General features: G+C 72.7%; 18 protein-coding genes and 1 pseudogene. 13 read left to right on the top strand and 6 right to left on the bottom strand.

Annotated features, from left to right (window positions below; genetic code table 11):
- Positions 1-257 precede the first annotated feature (257 nt).
- The 6 genes from OG514_RS35690 to OG514_RS35665 all read left to right on the top strand — a co-directional run bounded on the left by OG514_RS35690 (position 258) and on the right by OG514_RS35665 (position 7227).
- The gene (locus OG514_RS35690; protein WP_266901908.1) at positions 258-1364 is read left to right on the top strand and encodes a radical SAM protein; all 1107 of its coding nucleotides are present in this window, start codon (positions 258-260) and stop codon (positions 1362-1364) included.
- Positions 1361-2023 (top strand): iron-containing redox enzyme family protein, encoded by a 663-nt coding sequence (locus OG514_RS35685; protein ID WP_266901906.1) that lies wholly within the window; start codon positions 1361-1363, stop codon positions 2021-2023. The genes OG514_RS35690 and OG514_RS35685 overlap by 4 nt, the downstream gene beginning before the upstream one ends.
- The gene (locus OG514_RS35680; RefSeq protein WP_266901904.1) at positions 2020-2265 is read left to right on the top strand and encodes an aroma-sacti cluster domain-containing protein; all 246 of its coding nucleotides are present in this window, start codon (positions 2020-2022) and stop codon (positions 2263-2265) included. Before OG514_RS35685 ends, OG514_RS35680 begins: the two co-directional genes overlap by 4 nt.
- Before the next feature lie 102 nt (positions 2266-2367).
- Positions 2368-5781, top strand: a complete 3414-nt coding sequence (locus OG514_RS35675; RefSeq protein WP_266901902.1) for an adenylate/guanylate cyclase domain-containing protein — start codon at positions 2368-2370, stop codon at positions 5779-5781.
- Positions 5778-6617 carry a S8 family serine peptidase gene (locus OG514_RS35670; RefSeq protein ID WP_266901900.1) on the top strand — a complete coding sequence of 280 codons (840 nt, stop codon included), beginning with the start codon at positions 5778-5780 and terminating at the stop codon, positions 6615-6617. The genes OG514_RS35675 and OG514_RS35670 overlap by 4 nt, the downstream gene beginning before the upstream one ends.
- Before the next feature lie 25 nt (positions 6618-6642).
- Positions 6643-7227: a GAF domain-containing protein gene (locus OG514_RS35665; protein ID WP_266901898.1), complete on the top strand. Its 585-nt coding sequence runs from the start codon at positions 6643-6645 to the stop codon at positions 7225-7227.
- A gap of 81 nt (positions 7228-7308) precedes the next feature.
- Here the strand turns inward: OG514_RS35665 and katG are convergent, their stop codons facing one another.
- Complete coding sequence (gene katG / locus OG514_RS35660; RefSeq protein WP_266901896.1) at positions 7309-9498, bottom strand: catalase/peroxidase HPI; 2190 nt, start codon at positions 9496-9498, stop codon at positions 7309-7311.
- A 248-nt stretch (positions 9499-9746) separates the two neighbouring features.
- Between katG and OG514_RS35655 the strand changes: the two genes are divergently transcribed.
- Entirely contained in the window at positions 9747-10175 is a 429-nt protein-coding gene (locus OG514_RS35655) for a Fur family transcriptional regulator (RefSeq protein ID WP_266901894.1), read from the top strand.
- A 133-nt stretch (positions 10176-10308) separates the two neighbouring features.
- Here the strand turns inward: OG514_RS35655 and OG514_RS35650 are convergent, their stop codons facing one another.
- Together OG514_RS35650 and OG514_RS35645 are read right to left on the bottom strand one after the other, a co-directional pair.
- Complete coding sequence (locus OG514_RS35650; protein WP_266901892.1) at positions 10309-11901, bottom strand: mucoidy inhibitor MuiA family protein; 1593 nt, start codon at positions 11899-11901, stop codon at positions 10309-10311.
- An 8-nt stretch (positions 11902-11909) separates the two neighbouring features.
- Positions 11910-14057, bottom strand: coding sequence for a DUF4139 domain-containing protein (locus OG514_RS35645; RefSeq protein ID WP_266901890.1), 2148 nt, complete (start codon positions 14055-14057; stop codon positions 11910-11912).
- A 326-nt stretch (positions 14058-14383) separates the two neighbouring features.
- Between OG514_RS35645 and OG514_RS35640 the strand changes: the two genes are divergently transcribed.
- From OG514_RS35640 to OG514_RS35625, 4 genes and pseudogenes are all read left to right on the top strand, one after another.
- Complete coding sequence (locus OG514_RS35640) at positions 14384-15865, top strand: glutamate--cysteine ligase (RefSeq protein WP_266901888.1); 1482 nt, start codon at positions 14384-14386, stop codon at positions 15863-15865.
- A 135-nt stretch (positions 15866-16000) separates the two neighbouring features.
- Positions 16001-17344 (top strand): MFS transporter, encoded by a 1344-nt coding sequence (locus OG514_RS35635; protein WP_266901886.1) that lies wholly within the window; start codon positions 16001-16003, stop codon positions 17342-17344.
- Positions 17345-17383: 39 nt separating this feature from the next.
- Positions 17384-17833 (top strand): annotated as a pseudogene (locus tag OG514_RS35630) (cellulose binding domain-containing protein); the annotation flags it as partial.
- Positions 17828-18736 (top strand): hypothetical protein, encoded by a 909-nt coding sequence (locus OG514_RS35625; RefSeq protein WP_266902309.1) that lies wholly within the window; start codon positions 17828-17830, stop codon positions 18734-18736. The pseudogene OG514_RS35630 and the gene OG514_RS35625, both read left to right, overlap by 6 nt.
- A 48-nt stretch (positions 18737-18784) precedes the next feature.
- On the opposite strand, the gene OG514_RS35620 is transcribed toward OG514_RS35625, so the two are convergent.
- Positions 18785-19237, bottom strand: coding sequence for an Lrp/AsnC family transcriptional regulator (locus OG514_RS35620; protein WP_266901884.1), 453 nt, complete (start codon positions 19235-19237; stop codon positions 18785-18787).
- A 112-nt stretch (positions 19238-19349) separates the two neighbouring features.
- Between OG514_RS35620 and OG514_RS35615 the strand changes: the two genes are divergently transcribed.
- Positions 19350-19979 carry a LysE family translocator gene (locus OG514_RS35615; protein WP_266901882.1) on the top strand — a complete coding sequence of 210 codons (630 nt, stop codon included), beginning with the start codon at positions 19350-19352 and terminating at the stop codon, positions 19977-19979.
- A 31-nt stretch (positions 19980-20010) separates the two neighbouring features.
- Positions 20011-20469 (top strand): PaaI family thioesterase, encoded by a 459-nt coding sequence (locus tag OG514_RS35610; protein WP_266901881.1) that lies wholly within the window; start codon positions 20011-20013, stop codon positions 20467-20469.
- An 82-nt stretch (positions 20470-20551) separates the two neighbouring features.
- Here the strand turns inward: OG514_RS35610 and OG514_RS35605 are convergent, their stop codons facing one another.
- Together OG514_RS35605 and OG514_RS35600 are read right to left on the bottom strand one after the other, a co-directional pair.
- Complete coding sequence (locus OG514_RS35605; protein ID WP_266901880.1) at positions 20552-21469, bottom strand: S1 family peptidase; 918 nt, start codon at positions 21467-21469, stop codon at positions 20552-20554.
- Between the two features lie 631 nt (positions 21470-22100).
- Entirely contained in the window at positions 22101-23264 is a 1164-nt protein-coding gene (locus OG514_RS35600; RefSeq protein WP_266901879.1) for a serine hydrolase domain-containing protein, read from the bottom strand.
- Positions 23265-23421: the final 157 nt, after the last annotated feature.

Below are 23421 nucleotides of genomic sequence, written 5' to 3'. Positions count from 1 at the left end.
GCCTGGTCGTCGGTTCGACGCCGGTATACGTCGACGACGCCGACGAGGTACGACCCCGGGACGTGGGCCGATGCCCCCGCCGGGCAGCCGCACCCGGCCGCCCGGCACCCGACCGCACCCACCCGGACCTGGGAATTAACCGATCGCCAGGCGTTCGTGAACCGGAAGTCAGCCGCCCGGGGCCACGATCCAGGCATGCTCCGCGCGCGGCACGAGCACGGAGGAGACGCGGAGGGGCGACCGAGGAGGAGACGGACATGGACCTGGCGGAGCTGATCGGCCTGCGGCCGGTGCCCTGCGGCGGTCTCCTGGTGGCGCTCACCCGCCGCTGCCCCATGAGCTGCGCGCACTGCTCCACCGGATCCTCCCCGTCGGCCTCCGAAGCGCCCGACCAGGACCAACTCCTGCGCTTCATCGGCTCGTTCGGTGCGGAGGACCGCCCCGAAGTGGTCATGCTGACCGGCGGTGAACCGCTGCTGCTGCCCGGACTGGCCGCGCGCCTGGCCGGTCTCGCCCGCGCCAAGGGGTCCCGGGTGGCGCTCCTCAGCGGGATGTTCTTCGCCCGTGGCGGACGCGTCCCCGACCGGATCATGCGGACGATCGCGGCCTTCGACCACTTCTCGGCGAGCCTGGACGTCCACCACGAGCGCGAGGTCCCGCGCGCGGACGTGCTGCGCGCCCTCCGCGCCGTACTCGACGCCGGAGTCGCCGCCAGCATCCACCTCACCGGCACCGACGCCGACGACCCGTATCTGGCGGACGTCGTCGCTGACGTCCGCCGGGTCTTCGGCTCCCGGCTGCCCATGCTCGTCAACGAGGTACGGCCGCTCGGCCGCGCCGCCGGCCTCGTCCGGCCGACACCGCCGGGACCCGACGGCACCCGCGCGACACCGTGCGCCCTCGCCGCCTGGCCGGTGGTCGCCTTCGACGGCACCGTGGCCGCCTGCTGCAACCAGTGGACGGTCGACCGGCGCCCCGTCCCCCGGCACCTCCGGCTCGGACACATCGCCGACGACGAATGGCCGGCCGTCCGCGAACGCTCCCTCGGCTCCCCGGTGCTGCGGATGCTGCGCGCCGTCGGCCCCCAGCGGCTGCACGCCCGCCACGCGACCTCGCCCGCCCCGGCCGGCTACTGCCGCAGCTGTCACGCACTCGCCGACCGCCCCGAGATCCTCGCGGGCGCGGCCCGCGACGCCGGCGGCCGGGTCGGCGAACTCCTCGACCGGCTCACCACGGTCCAGCAGCTCGCCGCCGGACCCGCCGCCCTCGTGCGACGGACGGGCTGCGCACGCTACGCGCACCTGGTCGAGCTCCGGCCCGAAGCCCCGAACGGCCCCGCGACAGAGGAGACGAGCTGCCGATGAACGCCACCGCATCCCTCGCACTCCGCACCAAACTCACGCCCACCACCCCCGTCCTGAGAGCCGCGACCGCCGCCCTGTGGAGACCGGAAGGGCTGCGGCAGCGGTACGTGCGCTATCTCGCCGCCATGCATCCGCTCGTACGGGCCTCGGTGCCACTCCTCCTGCGGGGCGCCGAGCGGTGCGCCGAGCGGGACGACCCGGCCTCGCGGCGCCTGGCGGCGTACTACATCCGTCACGCGGAGGAGGAGCGTGACCACGACGCCTGGCTGCTCGACGACCTGGCCGCCGCCGGTGCCGGTCCGGCCCCCGTGCCGCACCCGGCCGCCGTCGAACTCGCCGGGGCCCAGTACTACCGGATCGAGCACGAGGACCCCGCCACCCTCCTCGGCTACATCGCGGTCCTGGAGGGCAACGCCCCCGGGCCCCGGCTCGCGGACCGCCTCGCCGAGGTCACCGGGCTGCCCGGCGGCGCGTTCCGCACGCTCCGGGAACACGCGGAGCTGGACGGCGGCCACCTCGACGACCTGCACCGCGTCCTCGACGCGCTCGCGCCGACGCCCGCCAGGCAGACCGCCGTCTCCGTCAGCGCGCTCCACACGGCCAACCTGCTCACCCGGCTCTTCCTCTCCCTCGCCGCCGACCCCGGAGGACACCCGTGACCGACAACGCCACTCCGTACGGCAACAGCGCCTCGGACGGAGACGCGACGCCCGAGCCGACCCTTGAGGCGCTCGCCGCCGCCGGGTTCGACGTCGACGCGCTCAGCGAAGAACAACAGGAAGTCGTACGGGCGTTGACCCCCGAGGAACTCGCGCTGCTCGTCGACATCAGGGGACGGCTCGACGCGGCGGCCCCCGAGGTGCAGGCCCACGCGGACGTGGCGGGCGGCGCCCTGTTCTGACGCCGGCCGTCCGCGTACCCGCAGCCGCGGCTGTACCGGCAGCCGTACCGGCAGGTGCCGTCGCCGTCGCTGTCGCCCGTCCGCCGTCCACCGGAGGAATCCATGTCCTGTGCCTCGTGCCGGAGCGCACTGCCGCCCGGTGCCCGGTTCTGCCCTTCCTGCGGCAGTCCGTGCGCCCCCGGGCAGGTCACGGCCAGAGCGACCGGCCGCAAGGTGGTGACCGTCCTCTTCTGTGACCTGGTGGGCTCCACGGCGCTCTCCGGGGCGCTCGACGCGGAAACCCTGCGATCGGTGACGCTCCGCTGGTTCGATCTGATGCGGCTGCGGATCGAGGAGCAGGGCGGCACCGTGGAGAAGTTCATCGGGGACGCCGTGATGGCCGTCTTCGGCGTGCCGACCGTCCGGGAGGACGACGCCCGCCGTGCGGTCGCCGCCGCCCTGGCGATGCGGGAGGCGCTCACCGGGCTCAACGCGCGTCTGGAGGAAGCCGTCGGCGTACGGCTCCAGATGCGCATCGGCATCAACACCGGTCAGGCGGTGACGGGTTCGGCGACGCAGCGACAGGCGATGGTCTCCGGCGAGATGGTCAACGTCGCCGCGCGCCTGGAACAGAACGCCGCGGCCGGAGAGATCCTCATCGGGCCCGACACCCTGGCGGCCGTGGGGCCGGGCATCCGGACGACGGAAGCGGGCCCCCTCCTGCTCAAGGGCAAGAGCGACCGGGTCGCGGCCCATCGCCTGACCGGCCTGGACGAGGAGACGGACCCGGAGACACTGCGCCGCTTCGACCTCGCCTTCGTCGGCCGTGCGCATGAACTCGGCCTCATGGACGAGGTGTTGGCTCGGCTGGTGCGGGCGCGGAGGGTGGATCGCCTGGTGATCGGCGGGGAGGCGGGCCAGGGCAAGACGCGCCTCGTACGGGAGTGGCTCGACCGGGCCAGGGCGACGACACTGGCTTCGTCCCCGGCCTCGGCTTCGTCCCCGGCCTCGGCCTCGGTACCGGCACCGGGCTCGACCCCCGACCGGCCTGCGGCCTCGGCCGCCCCCGCGGCTCCCGGCCTCCGTCATGGCGCCGGGCGCTGCCGGGCGCGGGGCGAGCAGCCCAGTCTCGGGCCGCTCGCCGATGCCGTGGCCGGACTCCTGAAGAGCGTCGGCTCCGTCGTACCGTCGCCCGAACTCGACCTTCTCCACCAGGGGCTGCTCCTCGACGGCACTCCCAACCCGTCCCCGGCGGACACCTGCGCGGCACTCGCCAAGGTCCTCGCCGAACTGTCCGAGACCCAGCCCGTCGTGCTGGTGATCGACGACTGCCACTGGGCCGCGCAGCCGCTCTTCGACGCCCTCGACCGACTGGTGCGCGCACTCGCCGACGCGGCCGTCCTGATCGTCCTGCTCACCCGCCCCCAACTGTTCGACGCGCGGCCCGAACTCGCCCTGGGCGCCGTACCGCTCGGCGGTCTCTCCGACGGAGAGGCGCAGCTCCTCGCGGCCGAGCTCACCGGGCGTACAGCCGACAGCGGGCCACTCGCCCCGCAGGTCCTGGCGCGAGTGGGTGGCAACCCGCTGCACCTGGAACAGTTGCTGGTCGCGGGTGACCCCGTCCACGCGGACAGCGTCCCGCTGCCGCTCCAGGCCCTGATCGGCGCCAGGATCGACGCGCTCGAACCGCCCGAACAGCGCGCCCTGGGCATCGCGTCCGTCCTCGGCGGCGACTTCACCGCCGACGAACTCACGGCTCTCGCCGGACCTCCCGGCGAGGCGTGGACCGCGGCCGAACTCGGAACCACCCTGCGCCGGCTGGTCCGGCACCGTCTGATCAGGCCGGACGGTGGCGCGTTCCGCTTCGCCGGAGGGCTGATCCAGGAGGTCGTCCACACCAGCCAGTCCAAGCAGGACCGGGCCGACCGGCACGAACGGGCGGCACGGCTCGACACGGTCCGGCAACGGGGAAGCGCCGCCGTCGGGGCCCATCTGGAACAGGCGTACCGCTACCGCGTCGAGCTGGGTGCGCAGGACGCGCACACCGACGGGCTGCGCCGGCGCGCCGCCGACGCCCTCGCGGAGGCCGGACGTCTCGCGCTGGCCCACGCCGACCCCGTGTGGGCCGCCGACCTGCTCGCCAGGTCGACGGCCCGGTACGCGGCGGGCGAACCGGGAAGTACGGCGACACGACGGCGGCTCGGCCAGACGCTGCTCGACCTGGGGCGCGTCCAGGAAGGCAGGGTGCTGCTCGAAGCGGTCCTGGCCGAGGCCCCGGCGGACGGCCCGGACGCGGTGGAGGCCGCCCACGCCCGACTCGGCCTCGCGTCCGTCGGCCGATCCACTGAAAACCGATCCACTGAAAACCGATCCGCTGATGGTCGACCCGCCGGAACTCGATCCGAGGACAGGCGGTCCGAGAGCAGCCGGTCCGAGGACGGTCTCGTCGAGGCGAGCCGGTCCGGGCGCGGTGGGCCACGGGAGGCTCCCTCCCCGGGCACCGACGAGTCTCCGGCCGAAGCCGCCTCCGCCACCCTGCCCGTCTTCGCCGCGGCCGGTGACGAGCTCGGTCAGGCCAAGGCCTGTCTGCGGATTGCCCAGCGTGCTCAGGAGCAGGGCCGCCACGGGGAGGCCGAGCAACTGCTCGTACGGGCCCTCGGCCACGCCGTGAGCGCCGACGCCGAGCCGGAGCGGGCGGCGGCCCTCGGCGCCATGGGGGTCTCTCTCTGGCGCGGGCCCCAGCCCGTCGCCGACGCCGTCGCCCGCTGCCGCGCCCTTCTCGCCGAGCAGGGGGCCGGCCGCCGGGCCGTCCGGCTGACGCTCAACTGCCCGCTGGCCGTGGTCCTTGCCCTCCACGACGACCGTGACGGGGCCGTGGCCTGCCTCGCGGAGGCGGAGCAGCTCGCGCAGCGGCTCGGCTACGCCGAGGCCGACGCCTTCCTGCCGATCTTCACCGCGACCGTGGCCGACCTGGCCGGCCGCCGGGAGGAGGCACTGCTCAGCCTGGAGCGGGCCGCGTCCGCCGCGCGGGAGCTGGGCGCGACAGGGCTGCTGCGCAGTGCCCTGCTCGACGCCACCCGCATCCGCCTCGACCTCGGCGACTGGCGTACCGCACACGGCACCCTCGCCGAACTGGAGCCGGCAGGCCGCCGGTCGGGGGAGCGGTCGGCCCCCGACCGGCCGCGTGCCGAGTCGGCCGATCTCGACGGACTGCGCGCCCGTGTCGCCGCGCTACGAGGGGAGGCCGCGACCGCCGGTCGCCTCGCCGCCCGGGCGCTCGCCACCGCAGCCCGCACCGACTCGCCCATCGTCCAGGGCCTCGCCGCCCTCGACGCGGCCCGAACCGAACTCGCCCTGGGACGCCCGGCCGACGCCGCCGAGGCCGCGGCGCGTGCCCGCCGGAGCTTCGCCGCCAAGGGCCACCTCCCCGCCGTACGCCAGGCCGAGGCCGTGGCCGAAGAGTGCCAGAGCCGCTCGCCGGGACACGGCCCTGCCCACGGGCGGGCCGCCGGAGCCGGAAAGGAGACACCGCGATGACCACCGGGCAGCGACCGGCCCCGGCCCCCGGCCTCACCTGGGGCCTGCGCGGGCGGGGCCCCGCCGACGTACCCGTGGAGGCCGACAGCCCACCGGACCCGCCGGTCGGCGGCCTGCCCGGTGGGACCGGGCGTGGCGTACGCGTCTGCGTCGTCGACTCGGGTGTCGAACGGGACCATCCCATGGTCGGCCCCGTCGCCCAGTCGTGGCGCGTCTTCAAGGACGACGACGGAGTCCACGTCGAGGAGACCGAGGAGGGCGATGCCTGTGGTCACGGCACCGCCTGCGCCGGGATCATCCGGCGCACGGCCCCGGACTGCGAGCTGTCCAGCGTCCGGGTGCTCGGCGAACGGTTCTCCGGCAGCGGGGACATCCTCCTCGAAGGGATCAGGTGGGCCGTGCGCCAACGGTTCGACGTGGTGAACCTGAGCCTGTCCACCAGCCACGACCGGTTCGTGGAGGAACTGCGCCGGCTGGCCGACGAGGCGTACTTCCAGCAGACCGTCATCGTCGCCTCCGCGCACAACACGCACGTGGAGAGCTTCCCCTGGCGCTTCTCCTCGGTGATCTCGGTCGGCAGCCACCAGGAGGACGACCCGGACCTCCACCTCTACAACCCGGAGCCCCCGGTGGAGTTCTTCGCCCCCGGCCAGCGGGTCCCGGTGGCGTGGCTCGGCGGTACGTCGATCCGCACGTCCGGCAACAGCTTCGCCACACCGTTCGTCGCCGGGCTCTGCGCGCGGATCCTGTCGAGCCGCCCCCGGCTGACGCCGTTCCAGCTGAAGAACGCCCTGTACCTGTCCGCAGCCAACGTCCGTGTCCACGGCCGCCGGTAACGACCGGCGCCGGAAGGGAACCCCCATGGCTCAGACGATCGCCCCCGCCATGTCACCCACGCCCCGGCCCGATCCGGCCATGGCGGAACTCCTGCAGTCGGTGGTGGACACCGCACGGGCCATCTTCGGCGCCGAGGCGAGCTCCATCCTGCTCCTGGAGGCGGCAGCGGACGAGCTCGTCTTCGAGGCCGTCTCCGGGCAGGGCCAGGAGTTCCTGGTGGGCCGGCGGTTCCCGGCGGGCCGGGGCATCGCCGGCTGGGTCGCCGCCTCCGGCGAGCCGATGGTGGTCGACGACCTGCACGACAGCACGTCCTTCGACCGGAACGTCGCCGAGTCCACCGGCTACGTCCCGAACGCGCTGATGGCCGCCCCGCTCCTCCACGGGGACCGGGTCCTCGGCGTGCTGGAAGTCCTCGACCCGTCCCCGCAGGCCCGCTCCAGCCTGTCCGAGCTCGACCTGCTGAGCCTCTTCGCCCGCCAGGCGGCCGTCGCCCTGCACGTCCTCACCACCCACGCCCCGCGCCGGCCGGCCCCGGACACCCCCGACGACCCCTCGCGCACCGAACTCCTGCGCCTCCTCTCGGAAGCCCGCCGCCTCCTCGGAGAGTGAGTGTCCTGGTCCCTGACGGTGCTCGATCCCCGCAGGGCGGTGTCCCGGCCGGCCGGTGGACGGCCGGCCGGGACAGCACGCTCAGGAGAGGTCGAACCTGTCCAGGTTCATCACCTTGTCCCATGCCGCCACGAAGTCGCGCACGAACTTCTCTCCCGCGTCCCGGGATCCGTAGACCTCCGAGAGGGCGCGGAGCTGGGAGTTCGAGCCGAAGACGAGGTCGGCGGCGGTGGCGGTCCACTTGGCCTCGCCGGTGGCGCGGTCCCGGCCTTCGTAGACGTTCTCGGTCGCCGTCGACGGCTTCCATTCCGTGGCCATGTCGAGCAGGTTCACGAAGAAGTCGTTGGTCAGGGTCCCCGGCCGGTCGGTGAACACGCCGTGCCGGGAGCCCTTGAAGCCCGTGCTCAGCGCCCGCATGCCGCCGACGAGGACCGTCATCTCGGGAGCCGTCAGCGTCAACAGGGCGGCGCGGTCCAGGAGCAGGGTCTCCGGCGACAGCTTCTCGCCCGTCCGGAGGTAGTTGCGGAACCCGTCCGCCCGGGGTTCGAGCACGGCGAACGACTCCACGTCGGTCTGCTCCTGCGAGGCGTCCGTACGCCCCGGCGAGAACGGGACCGTGACGGCGTGCCCGGCGTCCTTCGCGGCCTGTTCGACGGCCGCGCAGCCGCCGAGCACGATCATGTCGGCGAGCGAGACCCGCACTCCGCCCGTCTGCGAGTCGTTGAACTGCTGCCGGATCCGGTCGAGGGCCTCCACCGTCCCGGCGATCTCGGGCAGGTCGTTGACCTCCCAGTCCTTCTGCGGCGCGAGCCGGATCCGTGCGCCGTTGGCCCCGCCGCGCTGGTCGGTGCCGCGGAAGCTCGCCGCCGACGCCCACGCCGTCGTGGCCAGGTGGGAGACGGAGAGCCCCGAGGCGAGGACCTTGCGCTTGAGGTCGGCGATGTCCGCGTCCGTGACCAGGGCGTGATCGACGGCGGGAACGGGGTCCTGCCACAGCTGCGGCTCGGCGATCCACGGCCCGAGGTACCGCGAGACGGGGCCCATGTCGCGGTGGAGCAGCTTGTACCAGGCCCGGGCGAACGCGTCCGCGAGCTTGTCCGGGTTCTCATGGAAGGTCTTCGCGATCGGAGCGTAGACTGGATCCAGCTTCAGCGAGAGGTCCGTCGTCAGCATCATCGGAGCGTGCCGCTTCGACGGATCATGGGCGTCGGGGACCGTGCCCTGGGCGGCGGGATCCGTCGGAGTCCACTGCTGCGCTCCGGCCGGGCTCGTCGTCAGCTCCCAGTCGTAGCGGAACAGGTTGTCCAGGTACCCGTTGTCCCACGTCGTCGGCGCGGTGGTCCACGCGCCCTCAAGGCCGCTGGTGAGCGTGTCGACGCCCTTGCCACTGCCGCACGTGTTCCGCCAGCCGAGGCCCTGCTGCTCGATGGGTGCGGCCTCGGGCTCCGGGCCGACGCACGAGGGATCGACCGCGCCGTGACACTTGCCGAAGGTGTGGCCGCCGATGATGAGGGCGGCCGTCTCCTCGTCGTTCATCGCCATGCGACGGAACGTCTCGCGAATGTCCCGGGCCGCCGCGATCGGATCCGGATTTCCGTTGGGGCCTTCCGGATTGACGTAGATCAGGCCCATCTGCACGGCGCCGAAAGGACCGCTGAGTTCCCGGTCGCCGCTGTAGCGCGCATCTCCGAGCCAGGTGTCCTCGGGGCCCCAGAAGACCTCCTCGGGCTCCCAGATGTCCTCCCGGCCGAAGCCGAAACCGAAGGTCTTGAATCCCATGGATTCCATGGCGCAGTTGCCGGCGAATACCAGAAGATCTGCCCAGGAGATCTTCCGGCCGTACTTCTGCTTGACCGGCCAGAGCAGACGCCGTGCCTTGTCGAGGCTCGCGTTGTCCGGCCAGCTGTTCAGCGGCGCGAATCGCTGGGCGCCGGAGCCGCCACCGCCCCGGCCGTCCTCGATGCGGTACGTTCCCGCCGCGTGCCAGCTCATCCGGATGAAGAGCGGCCCGTAGTGGCCGTAGTCGGCGGGCCACCAGTCCTGCGAGGCGGTCATCACCTCGAAGACGTCCCGCTTCAGCGCGTCGACGTCGAGGGTCGCGAACTCCGTCGCGTAGTCGAAGTCCTCGTCCATCGGATTGGCCTGGGGCGAGTTCTGGTGGAGGACCTGGAGGTCCAGCTCGTTCGGCCACCAGTCCCGGTTCGTCCTGGGGCGCGTCTCCTTCGGGGCCGGGGAGGAGATCGCCGGGTTCTCGCTGTCGCTGCCGGACACGTCCGTCCTTCTTCCTGTCGCGATGTTTCCGTCTGCCGGCCGCTTGCTCGTGACGTCGTCTGCTTTTCAGGTGTCGAGCACGGCGACTCGGCGTCCGTATGGTCGCGCACTGCGGACCGCACTGCTAAGAGAACACGCAGGGCGCCGTCGCGTAACAAGCGGTGGGAATCCGAAAAGTCGTGGGCGGCCCGGTTCGACGGCCGAAGACTTTCCCGTCCTCGGAATTCATGCGAGAAAGGTGAAATCCTATGAGCGACCTGCTGGGGCGACTGCGTGGACGTGGCTGGCGGATGACCTCCCAGCGGCGTGTCGTCGCCGAGGTCCTCGCCGGCGATCACGTGCACCTCACGGCCGACGAGGTGCACGCCCGCGCGGCGGCGCGCTTGCCCGAGATCTCCCGGGCGGCCGTCTACAACATCCTGGGCGAACTGGGCCGACTCGGCGAGGTCGCGGAGGTCTCCGCCCACGGCCGCGCGAAGCGGTACGACCCCAACGCGCACCACCCGCACCAGCACCTGGTGTGCGAGAGCTGCGGCACGATCCGGGACGTCCATCCGACCGGCGACCCGCTGGCCGCTCTCCCGGCCGACGACCGGTTCGGCTTCACCGTGACCGAGGCCGAGGTCATCTACCGGGGACTGTGCCCGGCTTGTCTTCCCGGTCCGGGCGGCGCCTGAATCATCCGCGTCAGCGGCAGGCGCCCGAACCACCGGCGGGCCGCTGAATCAGGCGCCCGCGTGCCGGGGGCGAGGGGGGCTACCGTGGCCCGGCGCTGCCTCCCGCAGCCCCGGGCCTCCGGCCACACGTCGCTCAGATGCCGGCGACCTTGGCGCTCGCCGACACCTCGTACACCAGGGTGACGGTGCGGCGGCCGCCCGGCGGCAGGGTGACGTCCCAGCGGACGATGCCCTCGGCGTCGACCGCGTCCGGCGCCGGGGAACAGCCCTCCTTGCGGAGCCGTACCTCCACCGCCGACACCTCCGAGACCGGGATCCGCTCCCGGAGGACGACCGTCCGATCGTCCGACTCCCCGGGGGCCGAGAACCGGGACAGATGCAGCCGGACCGTGCGGGTGACCACGGTCCGCTGAGTGATTCCGGCGGTGTCGCGGGCCTCCTCGGTCTCCCGGACCACCCGGTGGTCGTCGCGGCTGCCGAAGGCGAGCTCGACCGGGGAGCCGGGGGTGGTGAAGTCCAGCGTGCCCCGGCCGCTGAAGCCGCTGCCCCGGACCAGGTCCACGGGCCCCGCGAGCAGCACATGGCCGGACCGGTTGTCGAACCGCACCACCTGCGTGACCAGCGGAGACACCTCGGGCGAGCAGGCGTACTCGCTGCTCGCCGCCGTGGAGAAGACGGAGAGCGGCACCCGGTGGGCGCGACCGTCCGAGGGCACGGAGACCGGCGCGGGGGCGTGCAGCACCCGCGTCTCGCCGCCGTCGTCCACACCCGGCAGGCCGAGGACCTGGAGCGGGCCGAGGTCCCCGATCTCCTCCTCTCGCATCTCGACGTCGACCGTGCGCCGCTCCGCCGCCGTGCGGTCCTTGAGCGTCAGCCGGTCCTCGCCCAGCGACGGCGGTTCGGTGGCCAGTGCCGACCGGGCCGTCGACAACGTCAGCCGTACGTCGCTCCAGTCCTCGCCCGTGCGCTGCCAGACCATCGCCTCGGTTTCGAGCGTCAGGGAACCGCCGTCGAGCACGGCCCGGTACGCGGGCCGCCAGAGCGCGCACGGCGTGAGGTGGCTCAGCCGCAGCCCGGCCCGGCCGGCGGCGGTGGCGTCCACGGTCAGTTCGACATGGGCGACCAGCTCGGCGGGTTCCTCCTCGGAGAGGTACACGGCCCGGTGGACCTCACCGAGTTCGGTGTCGATCCGTTCCAACCGGGCCTCGACGGTACGGAGTCGCTCGCCGTACGTGTCGCGCTCGGCGTCCACCCGGTCGAGTTCACGGGCCCAGCGCGGCCCTTCGGCCTCACCGAAGCCGGTACCTTCGCCGATGTCCCGCAACACATCGGTGGCGACGCGTCCCAGCAGTTCGAGGCGGGTCCGCAGCCGATCGCGCTGCTGCTCCAGGGTGCGCTGTTCCTCCTCCAGGGCGTGGACGCGGTGGCGCAGGGCCGAGTCGTCGTCGGCCGGCGGCCGCGGCGGGCGCGGCTCCCAGCTGCGGACGAGGCGTACGTCGAGCACGGTGGCCGGGTGACCGGAGGTCAGTTCGGCATGCAGGGTACGGTCGACGGCCAGCGCACTGACCGGCCCCAGGCGCAACCGCTGGACGCCGGCCGCCAGGTCGAGCACGACGGCGCGCTCGACATGGGCGCGATCCTCCAGGCAGGTGACGGCGGTGACGGGAGCGGCGGTCACGGGCATGGTCGTGCCGTCGCCGGTGATCGTCTTCGAGGCGGTGGACATGGTGTGTCTCAGCTCCTGCGGTTGCCGCCGACCAGGGCTTTGCCGGCCGGGATGCGGATCTCGTAACCGCCGTCGAGGGCGGCGGTGCCACCGGCGGGCAGGTCGACCCGCCAGACGCGGGTGCCGGGGGCATGCTGCTCGGACCCGGCGCCCGCCGGGGGAGTCGTCCAGTCGGCCCGCTCCTCGATGCGGACGTCCGACTCGGAGGAGACCGGTACGCGCTCGCGGACCTCGACCGTGGCGGGCCGCGCGAGGCCGTTGGCCAGCTCCACGTGGACGCGGTGGTCGAGCACGGTGACGTTGTTGCGCAGGCCGGCGGTCGACTCGTGCACGTTCGTGCGCCGGGTGACGCGGATGCCCTCGGCGGGGCCGAGCCCCACCCGGCGTACCCCGCCCGGGGCGAGCGTGGGCAGCGCAGCCGTCAGCAGGAAGTCGTCGTCGACGGTGACCTCCACCGGGCCGGCGAGCAGCGCCTGATCAGTGGCGTTGGAGAGCACCAGCGTCGCGTACACCGTCGGCTCCACGGACGGCACGCACAGGTACTCGGTGCGCAGCCCGACCGGGATCGCCCCGACGGTGACGGTGTGCCAGGTGCCGTCCGACGGCACGTCTGCGCGGGCGGTGGCATCGAAGCGGTGGTCGAAGGACCCCGCCGACTCGCGGGGCCGCACGGCGTGTCCGGGCAGCGGCAGCCCCGCCACCGCCTCGGCGCGACGGCGGTACTCGACGGCCACCGCGTCGAAGGACGAGGCCGGGAACAGACGGCCTCTGCGCGCGGCCTGCTCCTCGGGGCCGCTCAGCAGCAGGGCGGCGTAGTCGAGCTCGTCGCCGCTCGGCTGGGGCGGGCCGGGCGGCGGAGGCGGCGGCGGTGCCGCGGCCGCGCCGGGAGCCATGGGGGCCATGGCAGCGGGGGCCGGGGCGCCCGCGAAGGGCATGCCGCCGCCACGCGGCCTGCCGCCCGGCTGTGCGGGGCCCGACCGTGCCACGTCGGGAGCCGCGCGCCGGAAGGCCTCCGGGGAGGAGCCGTACGCGCTGCCCGGCACCGGGAGCTCCGGCGACGGCGCGGCGCCGTAGCCCTGCGGAGCGGGCGGGGGAGACGGAAACGGGGGTCCACCGGAAGACAGCGGCGGCGGGAGAGGCACGGGATCCGACATGAAGCTTCCCCCGCCGGCCACGGGCTGGGCGTCGGCGCCGGCGGCAGCCCCGGGTGCCCGGACCCGAACGGGACGGGGGCCGGCCCCCGCGTACCCGGCGAACAGGTCGGCGAGCCCCGCAGGGGGCTCGCGCCAGCCGGAAGCAGCGGGGGCCGCCTGGCGGCGTCCGATCCGGATCGAGCGGAGCTTGGGCAGGTCGGTGCGGCGCCGGAGGTCGGCCGTGGCCAGGGCGATGCGCACGCCGGTCCAGTCCTCGCCGGTGCGCTGGGCGACCGAGGCGCGCAGCACCAGACGGCCGGTGCCGTCACCCTGACGGTGGGTCAGGCGGTAGGCCGGCACCCAGACGGCACCGGGCACCCCGTACTCCAGCTCCAGTTCGACCTCGGCCCCGGACCCGGTCCCCGACTCCGACCCCGACTCGGTCTCCACCTCCGCGTCAGCCGCGCCCACGAGGGTCAGGACCGCGGAGACCACGGTTTCCACATGCGTCGACGCGGCATCGGTGGAAGCGCGGTCGAGCCTGTCCGCGGCGACGGAAAGCTCGTGCTCCGCCTGGACCAGCGCCTCCTCCAGCTCGGCGAGACGGGCGTGCAGTCCGGTCAGCCGCTCGTCGACGAAGTCGGCGAGCTCCAGCCACGCGTCGACCGGGGTGCGGCGGTGCGGGTCCTCGCGCTTGCGGCCCGGCGGCACCGGACGCAGACCGCTGACCTCCGCGATCAGCTTCTGCTGCCGGTCCCGGCGCTCCTCCGCCGACGCGGCCGCGTCACGCAGCCGCTCGACCTCGTGCCGCAGCCCCTCGGACGCGCGGGTGTCCGGACCGAGCGGCTCGGCCTCGATCTCCACCCGGGCCTCGGTGACCCGGACACCGGAGGCGCCCAGGACCCGGGCCCGCAGTGAGCCGGGGTCCAGCGTGCGGGGCAGCCCCGTGATCCGTACGCGGCCGTCCGGCGGCACGCTGCCCCGGGCCAGGCGGCGGCAGAGCGCCCCCTGCGCGTACACCACGACCGAATCGAGGGCCGATCCCCACCTCGGTACCGGCCCAGCCTTGTCCGTCGTCCCAGCCGTCATGCGTCCCCGCCCCCGTCCCGTACCGTTTCGTCCGCCCGCCCGGCCCCCGCACCGCCGTAGCCGTGCCGAGCGCCCCGGGGCGTGGCGAAGTCAAGTGAAGCGAAGCCTACGCCCGAGCACTGACAGGCATCGAGGGGATATCGGGGCCCTCACCGCGGACCTCCGCGTGAGGGGATCCGGTCCGCTTCGGTGGTTGGGCCGCCCCGGGAGTGGGACGCTGGATGGTGGGGGTCCGTGCCGACGAGACTCGGGAGGGACCGATGGGACGTGACGTTCCGGCGCTGGAGTTCACCCGTGAGGACCGTCGCCGGTTCCGGAACAAGGTGCACACGTGCCTCGACGTGTTCGCGCGGATGCTGCGGGAGTCGCGCTTCGACTTCGAGCGGCCCCAGGTCGGCATCGAGATCGAACTGAACCTCGTGGACGCCGCCGCCGAACCGGCCATGCGCAGCACGCAAGTCCTGGAGGCGATCGCCGATCCCTCCTGGGCGACCGAGCTGGGCCGCTTCAATCTGGAGATCAACATCGAGCCGCGGCGGCTCAGCGCGGGAGGTGGCCCCGACTCCTGGGAGCAGGAGATCCGTGCCGCGCTCAACCACGCGGAGGAGAAGGCCGCGACGATCGGCGCGCATCTGGTCATGGTCGGCATCCTGCCGACCCTTGAGCTGAAGGACGCGGGCCCGGATTCACTGTCCGAGAACCCCCGCTACCACCTCCTGAACGAGCAGATCTTCGCCGCGCGGGGCGAGGACCTGCTGATCTCGGTGGACGGGGTGGAGAGGCTGCGGACCCATGCGGAGACGATCACGCCGGAGGCGGCGTGCACCAGCACGCAGTTCCACCTCCAGGTCTCCCCGGACGAGTTCGCGGAGTACTGGAACGCCGCGCAGGCGGTGGCGGGGGTGCAGGTCGCCCTGGCGGCGAACTCCCCGTTCCTCTTCTCCAAGGAACTGTGGCGCGAGACGCGCATCCCGCTCTTCGAGCAGGCCACCGACACCCGGCCCGACGAGCTCAAGGTGCAGGGAGTGCGGCCGCGGGTGTGGTTCGGCGAGCGGTGGATCACCTCCGTCTTCGACCTCTTCGAGGAGAACGCCCGGTACTTCCCCGCGCTGCTGCCCCTCTGCGACGACGAGGACCCCGAGGAGACGCTCGACGGGGGCGGGATCCCCGAACTGTCCGAACTCACCCTGCACAACGGGACCGTCTACCGCTGGAACCGTCCCGTCTACGCCGTGGTCGACGGCGTTCCGCACCTCCGCGTGGAGAACCGGGTGCTGCCCGCGGGGCCCACGGTCGCCGACACGCTGGCCAACGGCGCCCTCTACTACGGGCTGATCCGGGCCCTGGTCGAAGAGGACCGGCCCGTCTGGTCACGGATGTCCTTCTCGGCCGCGGAGGACAACCTGCACGCCGCCGCGCGCCACGGCATCGACGCCCAGGTGTACTGGCCCGGGATGGGCGAGGTCCCGGTGACCGAGCTGGTCCTGCGGCGCCTGCTGCCGCTCGCGGACCGCGGGCTCGAACGGATGGGCCTGGAGGCGTCGTCGCGGGAGCCGCTCCTCGGCGTGATCGAGCAGCGGTGCGTCAGCGGCCGCAACGGTGCGGTGTGGCAGGCCGAGATGTTCCACCACATCCACGACATCGACCACGCGGACCGGCACCAGGCGCTGCGGCGGATGACCCAGCAGTACATCGAGTACATGCATCTGAACGCTCCGGCACACACGTGGCCGGTCGACTGAAAGGGCTGGAGAGGCTGAAGGGGCTGATGGGGCTGGAGAGGCTGAAGGAGCTGATCCGGTCGAAGGGCCTGGAGTACCTGAAGTGCCCGAAGTGACCGAAGCGTAGGGAGGGGCGAGTCGGGGCAGGGCGTGATCATGACAGACACGCCTTCCGCGCACCTCGACACCACCCCCGACGGCACCCCGGGCGGCACCCCCGACCCCGCCGTCCCGCCACCGCTCCCGTCCCGGCGGCCGTTACGGCAGCTCCTCGCGGCCTCCGTCGGCAACGCGGTGGAGTGGTACGACTGGTACGCGTACACCTTCCTGGCCGCCTACCTCGCGAACCAGATCTTCCCCAAGAGCTCCGGGAACTCCCTGGTCCCGCTCCTCTCGACCTTCGCCGTCTTCGCCGTCGGCTTCTTCATGCGCCCGGTCGGCGGACTCCTCATGGGCGCGCTCGCGGACCGTCGCGGACGCCGGACCGCCCTCACCGTCACGATCCTCCTCATGGGCGGCAGCAGCCTGCTGGTCGGTCTGACCCCGACGTACGCCGCCGCCGGCATCCTCGCCCCCGTCGTGCTCGTGGTCGCCCGACTCCTCCAAGGCCTCTCGGTAGGCGGGGAGTTCGCGGCCTCGACCACCTTCCTCGTCGAGTCGGCCGGACCAGGCCGACGCGGCCTGTTCTCCTCCTTCCAGTACGTCTCCACCTCCGCCGGACAGCTCGCCGCCTCCGGCATCGCCGCCCTGCTCGTCAGTCGGCTGGGTGAGGACGGGATGAACGGCTGGGGCTGGCGGATCCCCTTCCTGCTCGGCGCCGTGTTCAGCGTCGCCGGCTTCTGGATCCGCCGCGGCGCGGAGGAGACCCGGAGCGTCGCACAGCGGGAAGCCCCCCGGCCGCGGCTCTTCGACGCACTGCGCCACCACCCCCGCGCCTCGCTGCTGATCTGCGGCATCACGGCCGGCGGCACCCTCGCGTACTACACGTGGACCTCCTACCTGCCCACGTACGCGGAACTGAACACCGGCATCGACAAGGCGGACGCGCTGCTCGCCGGGACCCTCTCCCTGGCGTTCTTCGCGCTGCTGCAGCCGGTCGGCGGGCTGCTCTCGGACCGGTTCGGCCGCAAACCGTCCCTGCTCTTCTTCGGCATCGGCTTCGCGGTCCTCGGCGTGCCCCTGTTGCGGGCGCTCGACGGCTCGTTCCTCTCCCTCCTGCTCGTGCAGTGCGCGGGCATGGTGCTGCTGACCGGCTTCACCTCGATCTCGGCCGCGGTGAACGCCGAGCTGTTCCCCGCGCGCGTGCGGGCGGCCGGGATCGGCTTCCCGTACTCGCTGACGGTGGCGCTCTTCGGCGGCACGGCACCGTACGTCGGCACGCTCTTCAAGGAGCTCGACCTCCCCGGTCTCTTCCCCTGGTACGTGGCCGTCCTGTGCCTCGTCTCCTCGGCGGTGTACCTCCGGCTGCCGGAGACCGCCCACAAGGAACTGGATCGCTGAGGCGGCAACCTGCCGGTGGTGGGCGGCGACTACGGGGGGATGTCAACCGACCAGGAGTCGTCCATGAATTCGAGATCCCATGGCCTTCACCGCCGACCCCGGCGGTTCCGACCGCTTCCGTCCGTGCTCGCCGGTGTCCTGGCGGCGGGCACGCTTGCCGCGGTTCCGATGGTGGCGAGCGGGGCGGCCGCCCCCTGCTCGGTGTCGTACGCCGTGACCGGGCAGTGGAGCGACGGTTTCCAGGGCGCCGTGTCCGTCACCAACAACAAGAGCACGGCGTGGGGGAGTTGGACCCTCACGTTCGACTTCGCCGGTGGTCAGAAAGTCACCCAGGGCTGGAGCGGCACCTGGAAGCAGTCCGGCGCGACGGTGACCGTCACGAACGCCGGCTGGAACGGCGAGGTAGCCCCCGGAGCCTTCGTGAGCGCGGGCTTCCTGGCCTCCTCGTCCGGTGGGGCCAACCCCGCCCCCACGGCGTTCAAGGTGAACGGGGAGAGCTGCGCGACGGACACCGGCGGCCCGAACCCCACACCGACACCCACCCCTACCGCGACGGCCACGCCCACCGCGACACCCACCCCCACCGCGACGGCCACGCCGACCGCCACGGCCACGCCGACGACTCCCCCGACCACGGCGCCGCCCACCACCACCTGGAACCCGCCTGCCGAGCTCGTACGCCCGCTGAACGAGGTCTGGAACCACGTCGAGTCGACCTATCCCGACCTGTACGGCTTCAAGAACTACGGCTGGGACCAGGTCATCGCCAACAAGGGCAAGGTCAACTACTGCGTACGGTGGGACTCCGACACCCCCGTGACCGCCGCGACGCGTGACCGGATCCACGCCGCCCTGAAGGAGCAGTACGCCAAATGGACGGGCGGCCTCGTGGGCTTCGACCGCTGGCCGTACGCCACCGTCCAGGTCGACGTCGTCGGCTGGGCGGTCAAGAACCGCTCCACCCTCCAGTGGAGCGACGACTCCGTGGACATCTACACGGGGAACCTCGACAGCGAGGGCGCCCCGCAGTGCGCACCGCCCTGCGGACGCTTCTTCCACCAGAACGGCGACTACTCCCAGTGCCCGGGCGGCGAGCCGGCCCACTACGACCAGTCGCTCTGGCTCACCAAGGGCTTCCAGGGCGGGGCCGGCGGGGACTGGGGCCAGCGGGTCGGGCAGGAGTACTTCGTCAACGCCCTCGGCCAGGAGAACATCCATGTCTACCTGCACGAGGTGGGTCACACCTTCGGCCTGGACGACTTCTACGACTGGACCCCGACGGGCGTCTCGAACTTCGTCATGAACGCCGGGAGCGCCACCGAGGTCACCCCCTTCGACACCTGGATGCTGCGGGACTTCTGGCGCCACCTGAAGAGCCGGTACGGCTACTAGGCGAGAGCGAGACAGGGCGACGGCCGGGGCCGGGGCCGGGGCGACGGTCTACTCCGGCAACGGGCGGTCGTCGATGACGTTCTTCATGACGAGGGTCGACGTCAGCCGCTGGACCCCCGGGAGCTTGGCCAGCTGCTGGTCGTAGAGCTGCTGGTAGGCGACCAGGTCCGTGGTGGCGACGCGCAGGAGGTAGTCGGGCTCGCCGAAGAGGCGCTGGGCCTGGATGACGTGCGGGATGGCCGTCACGGCCTCTTCGAAGGCCGTGACGGTGTCCTGGTCCTCCCAGCGCAGGGTGGCGAAGACGAGGGCTTCGAAGTTCAACCCGACCGCCGACGGGTCGACGACGGCGCGGTAGCCGCGGATGGCGCCCTCGCGTTCGAGGTCGCGCAGCCTGCGGTGGCAGGGCGAGACGCTCAGCCGCACGCGGGCCGCCAGCTCGGTCACCGTCAGGCGGCCGTCCATCTGCAGCTCGGTAAGAATCTTCCGGTCCAGGGCATCCATGGAGAATATTCTCCCTCTCCAGGCACACTCATGGGGTAAATGCGGAAACACCTTCGGGCGTATCGGTCCTAATCTTCCCTCTCGAAGCACGAAACGCGAGAGGGAACGATCGATGGACACGACGACGCTGGCGGCATTCCTGGCGGTGGATCTGCTGCTGGTGCTCACGCCGGGCGCGGACTGGGCCTACGCGATCTCGGCCGGGCTGCGGGACCGGTCGGTCGTTCCCGCGGTCGCCGGGCTGATAGCGGGATACGCCGGATACACGCTGCTCGCCGTGGCCGGTCTGGTGGTGATCGTGGCCGGCTCGGCGACCGCCCTCACCGCGCTCACCGTCGCCGGGGCCGCCTATCTGACGTGGCTGGGCGTGGGCGTCCTGCGCCGGCCGGCCGTGCCGAGCGCGTCCCCACAGGTCATGGCCTCCTCACGAGGGCGGATCATGCTGAAGGGCGCGGGGATCAGCGGCCTGAATCCCAAGGCCCTGATCCTGTACTTCTCGCTGTTCCCGCAGTTCATCGACAGCACGGGCGGCTGGCCCGTCGCCGCCCAGACGGGACTGCTCGGCACGCTCCACATGACGGCCTGCGCACTGGTCTACCTCGCCGTCGGCGTGCTCGCCCGCACCGTCCTGAGCGCCAGGCCCGCGGCGGCCCGCGCCGTCACCCGCGTCTCCGGTGCCATGATGATCGCCATCGGCGGATTCCTGCTGGTGGAACGTCTGATGGAATGCCTGAGCGGCTGAGACGGAATGCCTGAGCGGCTGAGGAGGACACGTGGAGGACCCGACGCGGCGGGAAGAGGCGGACCCCGAGGTCCGCAAGCGCGTCCAGGACAGTTTCGACCGGCAGGGGCTGATGGCCCACCTCGGGGCCCGGCTGAGCCACATCGGCCCGGGTCGCGTGCACATCGTGCTCCCGGCCCGGCCCGAGGTCACCCAACAGCACGGCTACGTCCACGCCGGTGCCACCAGTGCGATCGCGGACAGCGCCGGCGGCTATGCCGCGTACACCCTGTTCCCGGCGGACTCCGAGGTCCTCACCGTCGAATACAAGATCAACCTCCTGGCGCCGGCCTCCGGCGACCACCTTGAGGCGGTGGGGACCGTCCTGAAGTCCGGGCGGACTCTGACCGTCTGCGGTCTTGAGGTGTTCGGTGTCGCGGCGGACGGCACGCGGAGACTGGTCGCCAACGGCCAGCAGACGTTGATCCGCGTGGACGTGAAGGCGCCGTGAGCGCGGCGGGGCCGGCGGTCCCCAGGGGCCGCCGGCCTGTGGTGCACGGCCCGGACCGGTCGGGTCCGGGCCGGGAACCTGCTTAGAAGACGCTCACGCCGTACGCGCTCAGCGCCTCCGTCACCGGCTGGAAGAAGGTGGTGCCGCCGCTGGAGCAGTTGCCGCTGCCGCCGGAGGTGAGGCCGAGGGCCGTGGTGCCGGAGAAGAGCGCGCCGCCGCTGTCACCCGGCTCGGCGCAGACGTTGGTCTGGATCAGGCCGTAGACGATGTCGCCGCCGCCGTAGTTGACGGTCGCGTTGAGGCCGGTGACCGTTCCGCCGTGCAGACCGGTGGTGCTGCCGCTGCGCTGTACGGACTGGCCGACGGAGGCGTTGCCCGCGCCGGTGATGTCACGGTAGGTGCCGTTGTAGAGGTAGACCCGGCCGTCCGCCGCCGAGGCGTTGGAGTGGCGGATGATGCCGTAGTCGTTGGTCGGGAAGCTGGTGCCGGCCCGGGTGCCGAGCACCGTGGTGTTGGCCGAGTTGGTGTACCAGGTGCTGCCGATGTTGGTGCAGTGACCGGCCGTCAGGACGTAGTAGGTCGAGCCGCTGCGGACGTTGAAGCCGAGCGAGCAGCGCCCACCGCCCGCGTAGATGGCCTGGCCGCCCGCGATGAGCTTGTTGAACGTGCCGGACGTCCGCTTGATCTCCAGGTTGGCGGCGCGGTCGCCGGCCGCCGTCCTGATCTTGGCGATCTCGGCGGCGGAGACGGTGGAGTCGGCGGTGAGGACGACCTTCCCGGTCGCCTGGTCGGTGTACCACGCGGTGCCGGGCACGTCGGCTCCGCGTACGGCCTGGTCGGCTGCGGCGAGCTGGGAGGCGGTGGCCCGGCCTTCCACGGCCGTGGCGGCGGACGAGGCGGGGACGGCAAGCGCTGAGGCGGCGACCAGCGCGGAGGCCACGGCGATCAGCCGTGCGCCCTTGGCCGCGCCGCCGAGGGGGGACAGACGCTTGAGGTTCACTGGATCCTCCGGTGGGGGAGTGGGGGAACCGCTGGGTGGGCGATCCCTTGGCGCCGAGCGGGCGGATCCGGAGCGAGGGAGTCGACTCGCCATGGACCTGTCAATCTCGACAGGGGAATCCTCGAATCCGGGCGGCCTGGCGACAAGGACGCCTTTCGGCCTATCTACGCGCGTTCATGTGGTCCAAGGGGTGGCGGGTGTCCATCGGTGCGGGAGAAGGGTCGCGAGGGGCGCGGCCGAGCGTGGTCACGCAAACGCTTGCGGAAATGTGCTGACGCGGTTTTAGAGCCCCTTGTGGTGAGCCGAGTTGACGGAGATGTAGGGGGTCGAGAAAGCGGAACGTTGTGTACCGATTCCCCAGTTCAACCCGCCGGGTCGACCCGCTCCCGCACCTCGCGCCCCGCCGTCGCGAACTGTCCGACCGGCGGATCCCCGGACGCTCGCCGGGGCGTAGCGCGCGCACAGATCCGGCCGCGTCCTCGGTCGGGAACGGGGAGCGTGAGGGGGTCTCCTCACCGGCGGAGAGAAGGGCGCCCACGGCCCCGTGGTACAGCCGTGGACGCCCCTCAATGCCGGAATCGTGCCCTCCGTCCGGGTGGTCCGGGTGTCCGGTTCCCGTCGTAGCCCGATGTCAGAGCGCCGCGTACACCGCCTCGACCAGGGCCGTCTTGCGGGGGTCGTCCGCGATGTGGGGGCCCATGCGGTTCATGACGTACCCCAGGGAGACCCCCGCTTCCGGGTCCGCGAGTCCGCAGGAGCCGCCGAAGCCGTCGTGGCCGAAGGCGCGGGGATTGGGGCCGTACGAGGCGTTGGGGCCGCTGAGCCAGAGCCCGAGCGCGCACTCCGTGTCGTGGGCGAAGCCCGCGCCCAGGACCAGGTCCCGGCAGGCGCCCTGCCCCTCGCGGGCCCTCTCGGCGGCCGGTTCGGAGAGGATCCGGTGCTCACCGGCCCGGCCGCGCGCGGCGAAGACGCCGTACAGCTGGGCGACCGCCCGGGCCGTCCCGTGGCCGTTGGCCGCGGGCAGCTCGGCGGCCCGCCACTCGGGGCTGTTGGCCTGCTCGGCGCCGACGAGCGGGTTGGCCAGGGCGGCCTGGGCGGCGGGCTCCAACTGGGCGAAGACCGCCGCCTGTTCGCTCGCCGACGAGGTGCGGGGGTGGACGAGCTCCGCCGCCCGGGCGGACTCCTTCTCCGGCAGGCCGATGGTGAAGTCGATGTCGAGGGGTCCGGTGATCTCCTCGCGGAGGAAGCTGCTGGGGAGTCGTCCGGTGATGCGCCGGATCACCTCGCCGACCAGGAAGCCGTACGTCATGGCGTGGTAGCCGGACCGGGTGCCGGGTTCCCACCAGGGCTCCGTCGCCGCGAGCCGGGCGGTCGTCACCTCCCAGTCGTAGAACTCCGCGAGCGGCAGCGGCTCGCGCAGGCCGGCCAGCCCGGCGCGGTGGGAGAGGAGATGGCGTACGGGGAGCTTCTCCTTGCCGGCGGCGGCGAACTCGGGCCAGTACGAGGCCACCGGGGCGTCCAGGTCGAGCAGTCCGCGGTCCGCGAGCAGATGCGCGCAGAGGGCGGTCACCCCCTTGGTCGTGGACCACACGTTGACCACGGTGTCGCGCTCCCAGCGGCGCGTGCGGGCGGCGTCCGCCCAGCCGCCCCACAGATCGACCACGGTCTCGCCGTGGACCTGGACCGTCACGGCGGCCCCGAGCTCGTCCCGCGTACGGAAGTTGGCCTCGAAGGCGTCCCGTACGACGGTGAAGCGGGGGTCGCAGTGCCCTGCGATCGAGGGGGTCTCTTGCATGACGTCCTCCAAGGGGTGCCCGGCAGTCGGAAGCAACATACCGACCGGTCGGACAGCGGGGAAGGGAGTGCAAGGGTGCACGTGGACGCCCATGGGTGCGCGGATGCGTGCGGGCGCCGGCGGGATTCGCCCGGTCGGCCCCCTCGCCTTGCCGTCG

The organism is Streptomyces sp. NBC_00572 (assembly GCF_026341815.1).
Lineage (GTDB): Bacteria > Actinomycetota > Actinomycetes > Streptomycetales > Streptomycetaceae > Streptomyces.
This window is presented reverse-complemented; position numbering and strand designations above follow the sequence as displayed.

Excerpts from the sequence above, each read along its gene's own strand:
- OG514_RS35690 (WP_266901908.1), top strand. The coding sequence starts at position 258 with ATGGACCTGGCGGAGCTGATCGGCCTGCGGCCGGTGCCCTGCGGCGGT.
- OG514_RS35685 (WP_266901906.1), top strand. The coding sequence starts at position 1,361 with ATGAACGCCACCGCATCCCTCGCACTCCGCACCAAACTCACGCCCACC.
- OG514_RS35675 (WP_266901902.1), top strand. The coding sequence starts at position 2,368 with ATGTCCTGTGCCTCGTGCCGGAGCGCACTGCCGCCCGGTGCCCGGTTC.
- OG514_RS35670 (WP_266901900.1), top strand. The coding sequence starts at position 5,778 with ATGACCACCGGGCAGCGACCGGCCCCGGCCCCCGGCCTCACCTGGGGC.
- OG514_RS35665 (WP_266901898.1), top strand. The coding sequence starts at position 6,643 with ATGGCTCAGACGATCGCCCCCGCCATGTCACCCACGCCCCGGCCCGAT.
- OG514_RS35655 (WP_266901894.1), top strand. The coding sequence starts at position 9,747 with ATGAGCGACCTGCTGGGGCGACTGCGTGGACGTGGCTGGCGGATGACC.
- OG514_RS35650 (WP_266901892.1), bottom strand. The coding sequence starts at position 11,901 with ATGTCCACCGCCTCGAAGACGATCACCGGCGACGGCACGACCATGCCC.
- OG514_RS35640 (WP_266901888.1), top strand. The coding sequence starts at position 14,384 with ATGGGACGTGACGTTCCGGCGCTGGAGTTCACCCGTGAGGACCGTCGC.
- OG514_RS35635 (WP_266901886.1), top strand. The coding sequence starts at position 16,001 with ATGACAGACACGCCTTCCGCGCACCTCGACACCACCCCCGACGGCACC.
- OG514_RS35620 (WP_266901884.1), bottom strand. The coding sequence starts at position 19,237 with ATGGATGCCCTGGACCGGAAGATTCTTACCGAGCTGCAGATGGACGGC.
- OG514_RS35615 (WP_266901882.1), top strand. The coding sequence starts at position 19,350 with ATGGACACGACGACGCTGGCGGCATTCCTGGCGGTGGATCTGCTGCTG.
- OG514_RS35600 (WP_266901879.1), bottom strand. The coding sequence starts at position 23,264 with ATGCAAGAGACCCCCTCGATCGCAGGGCACTGCGACCCCCGCTTCACC.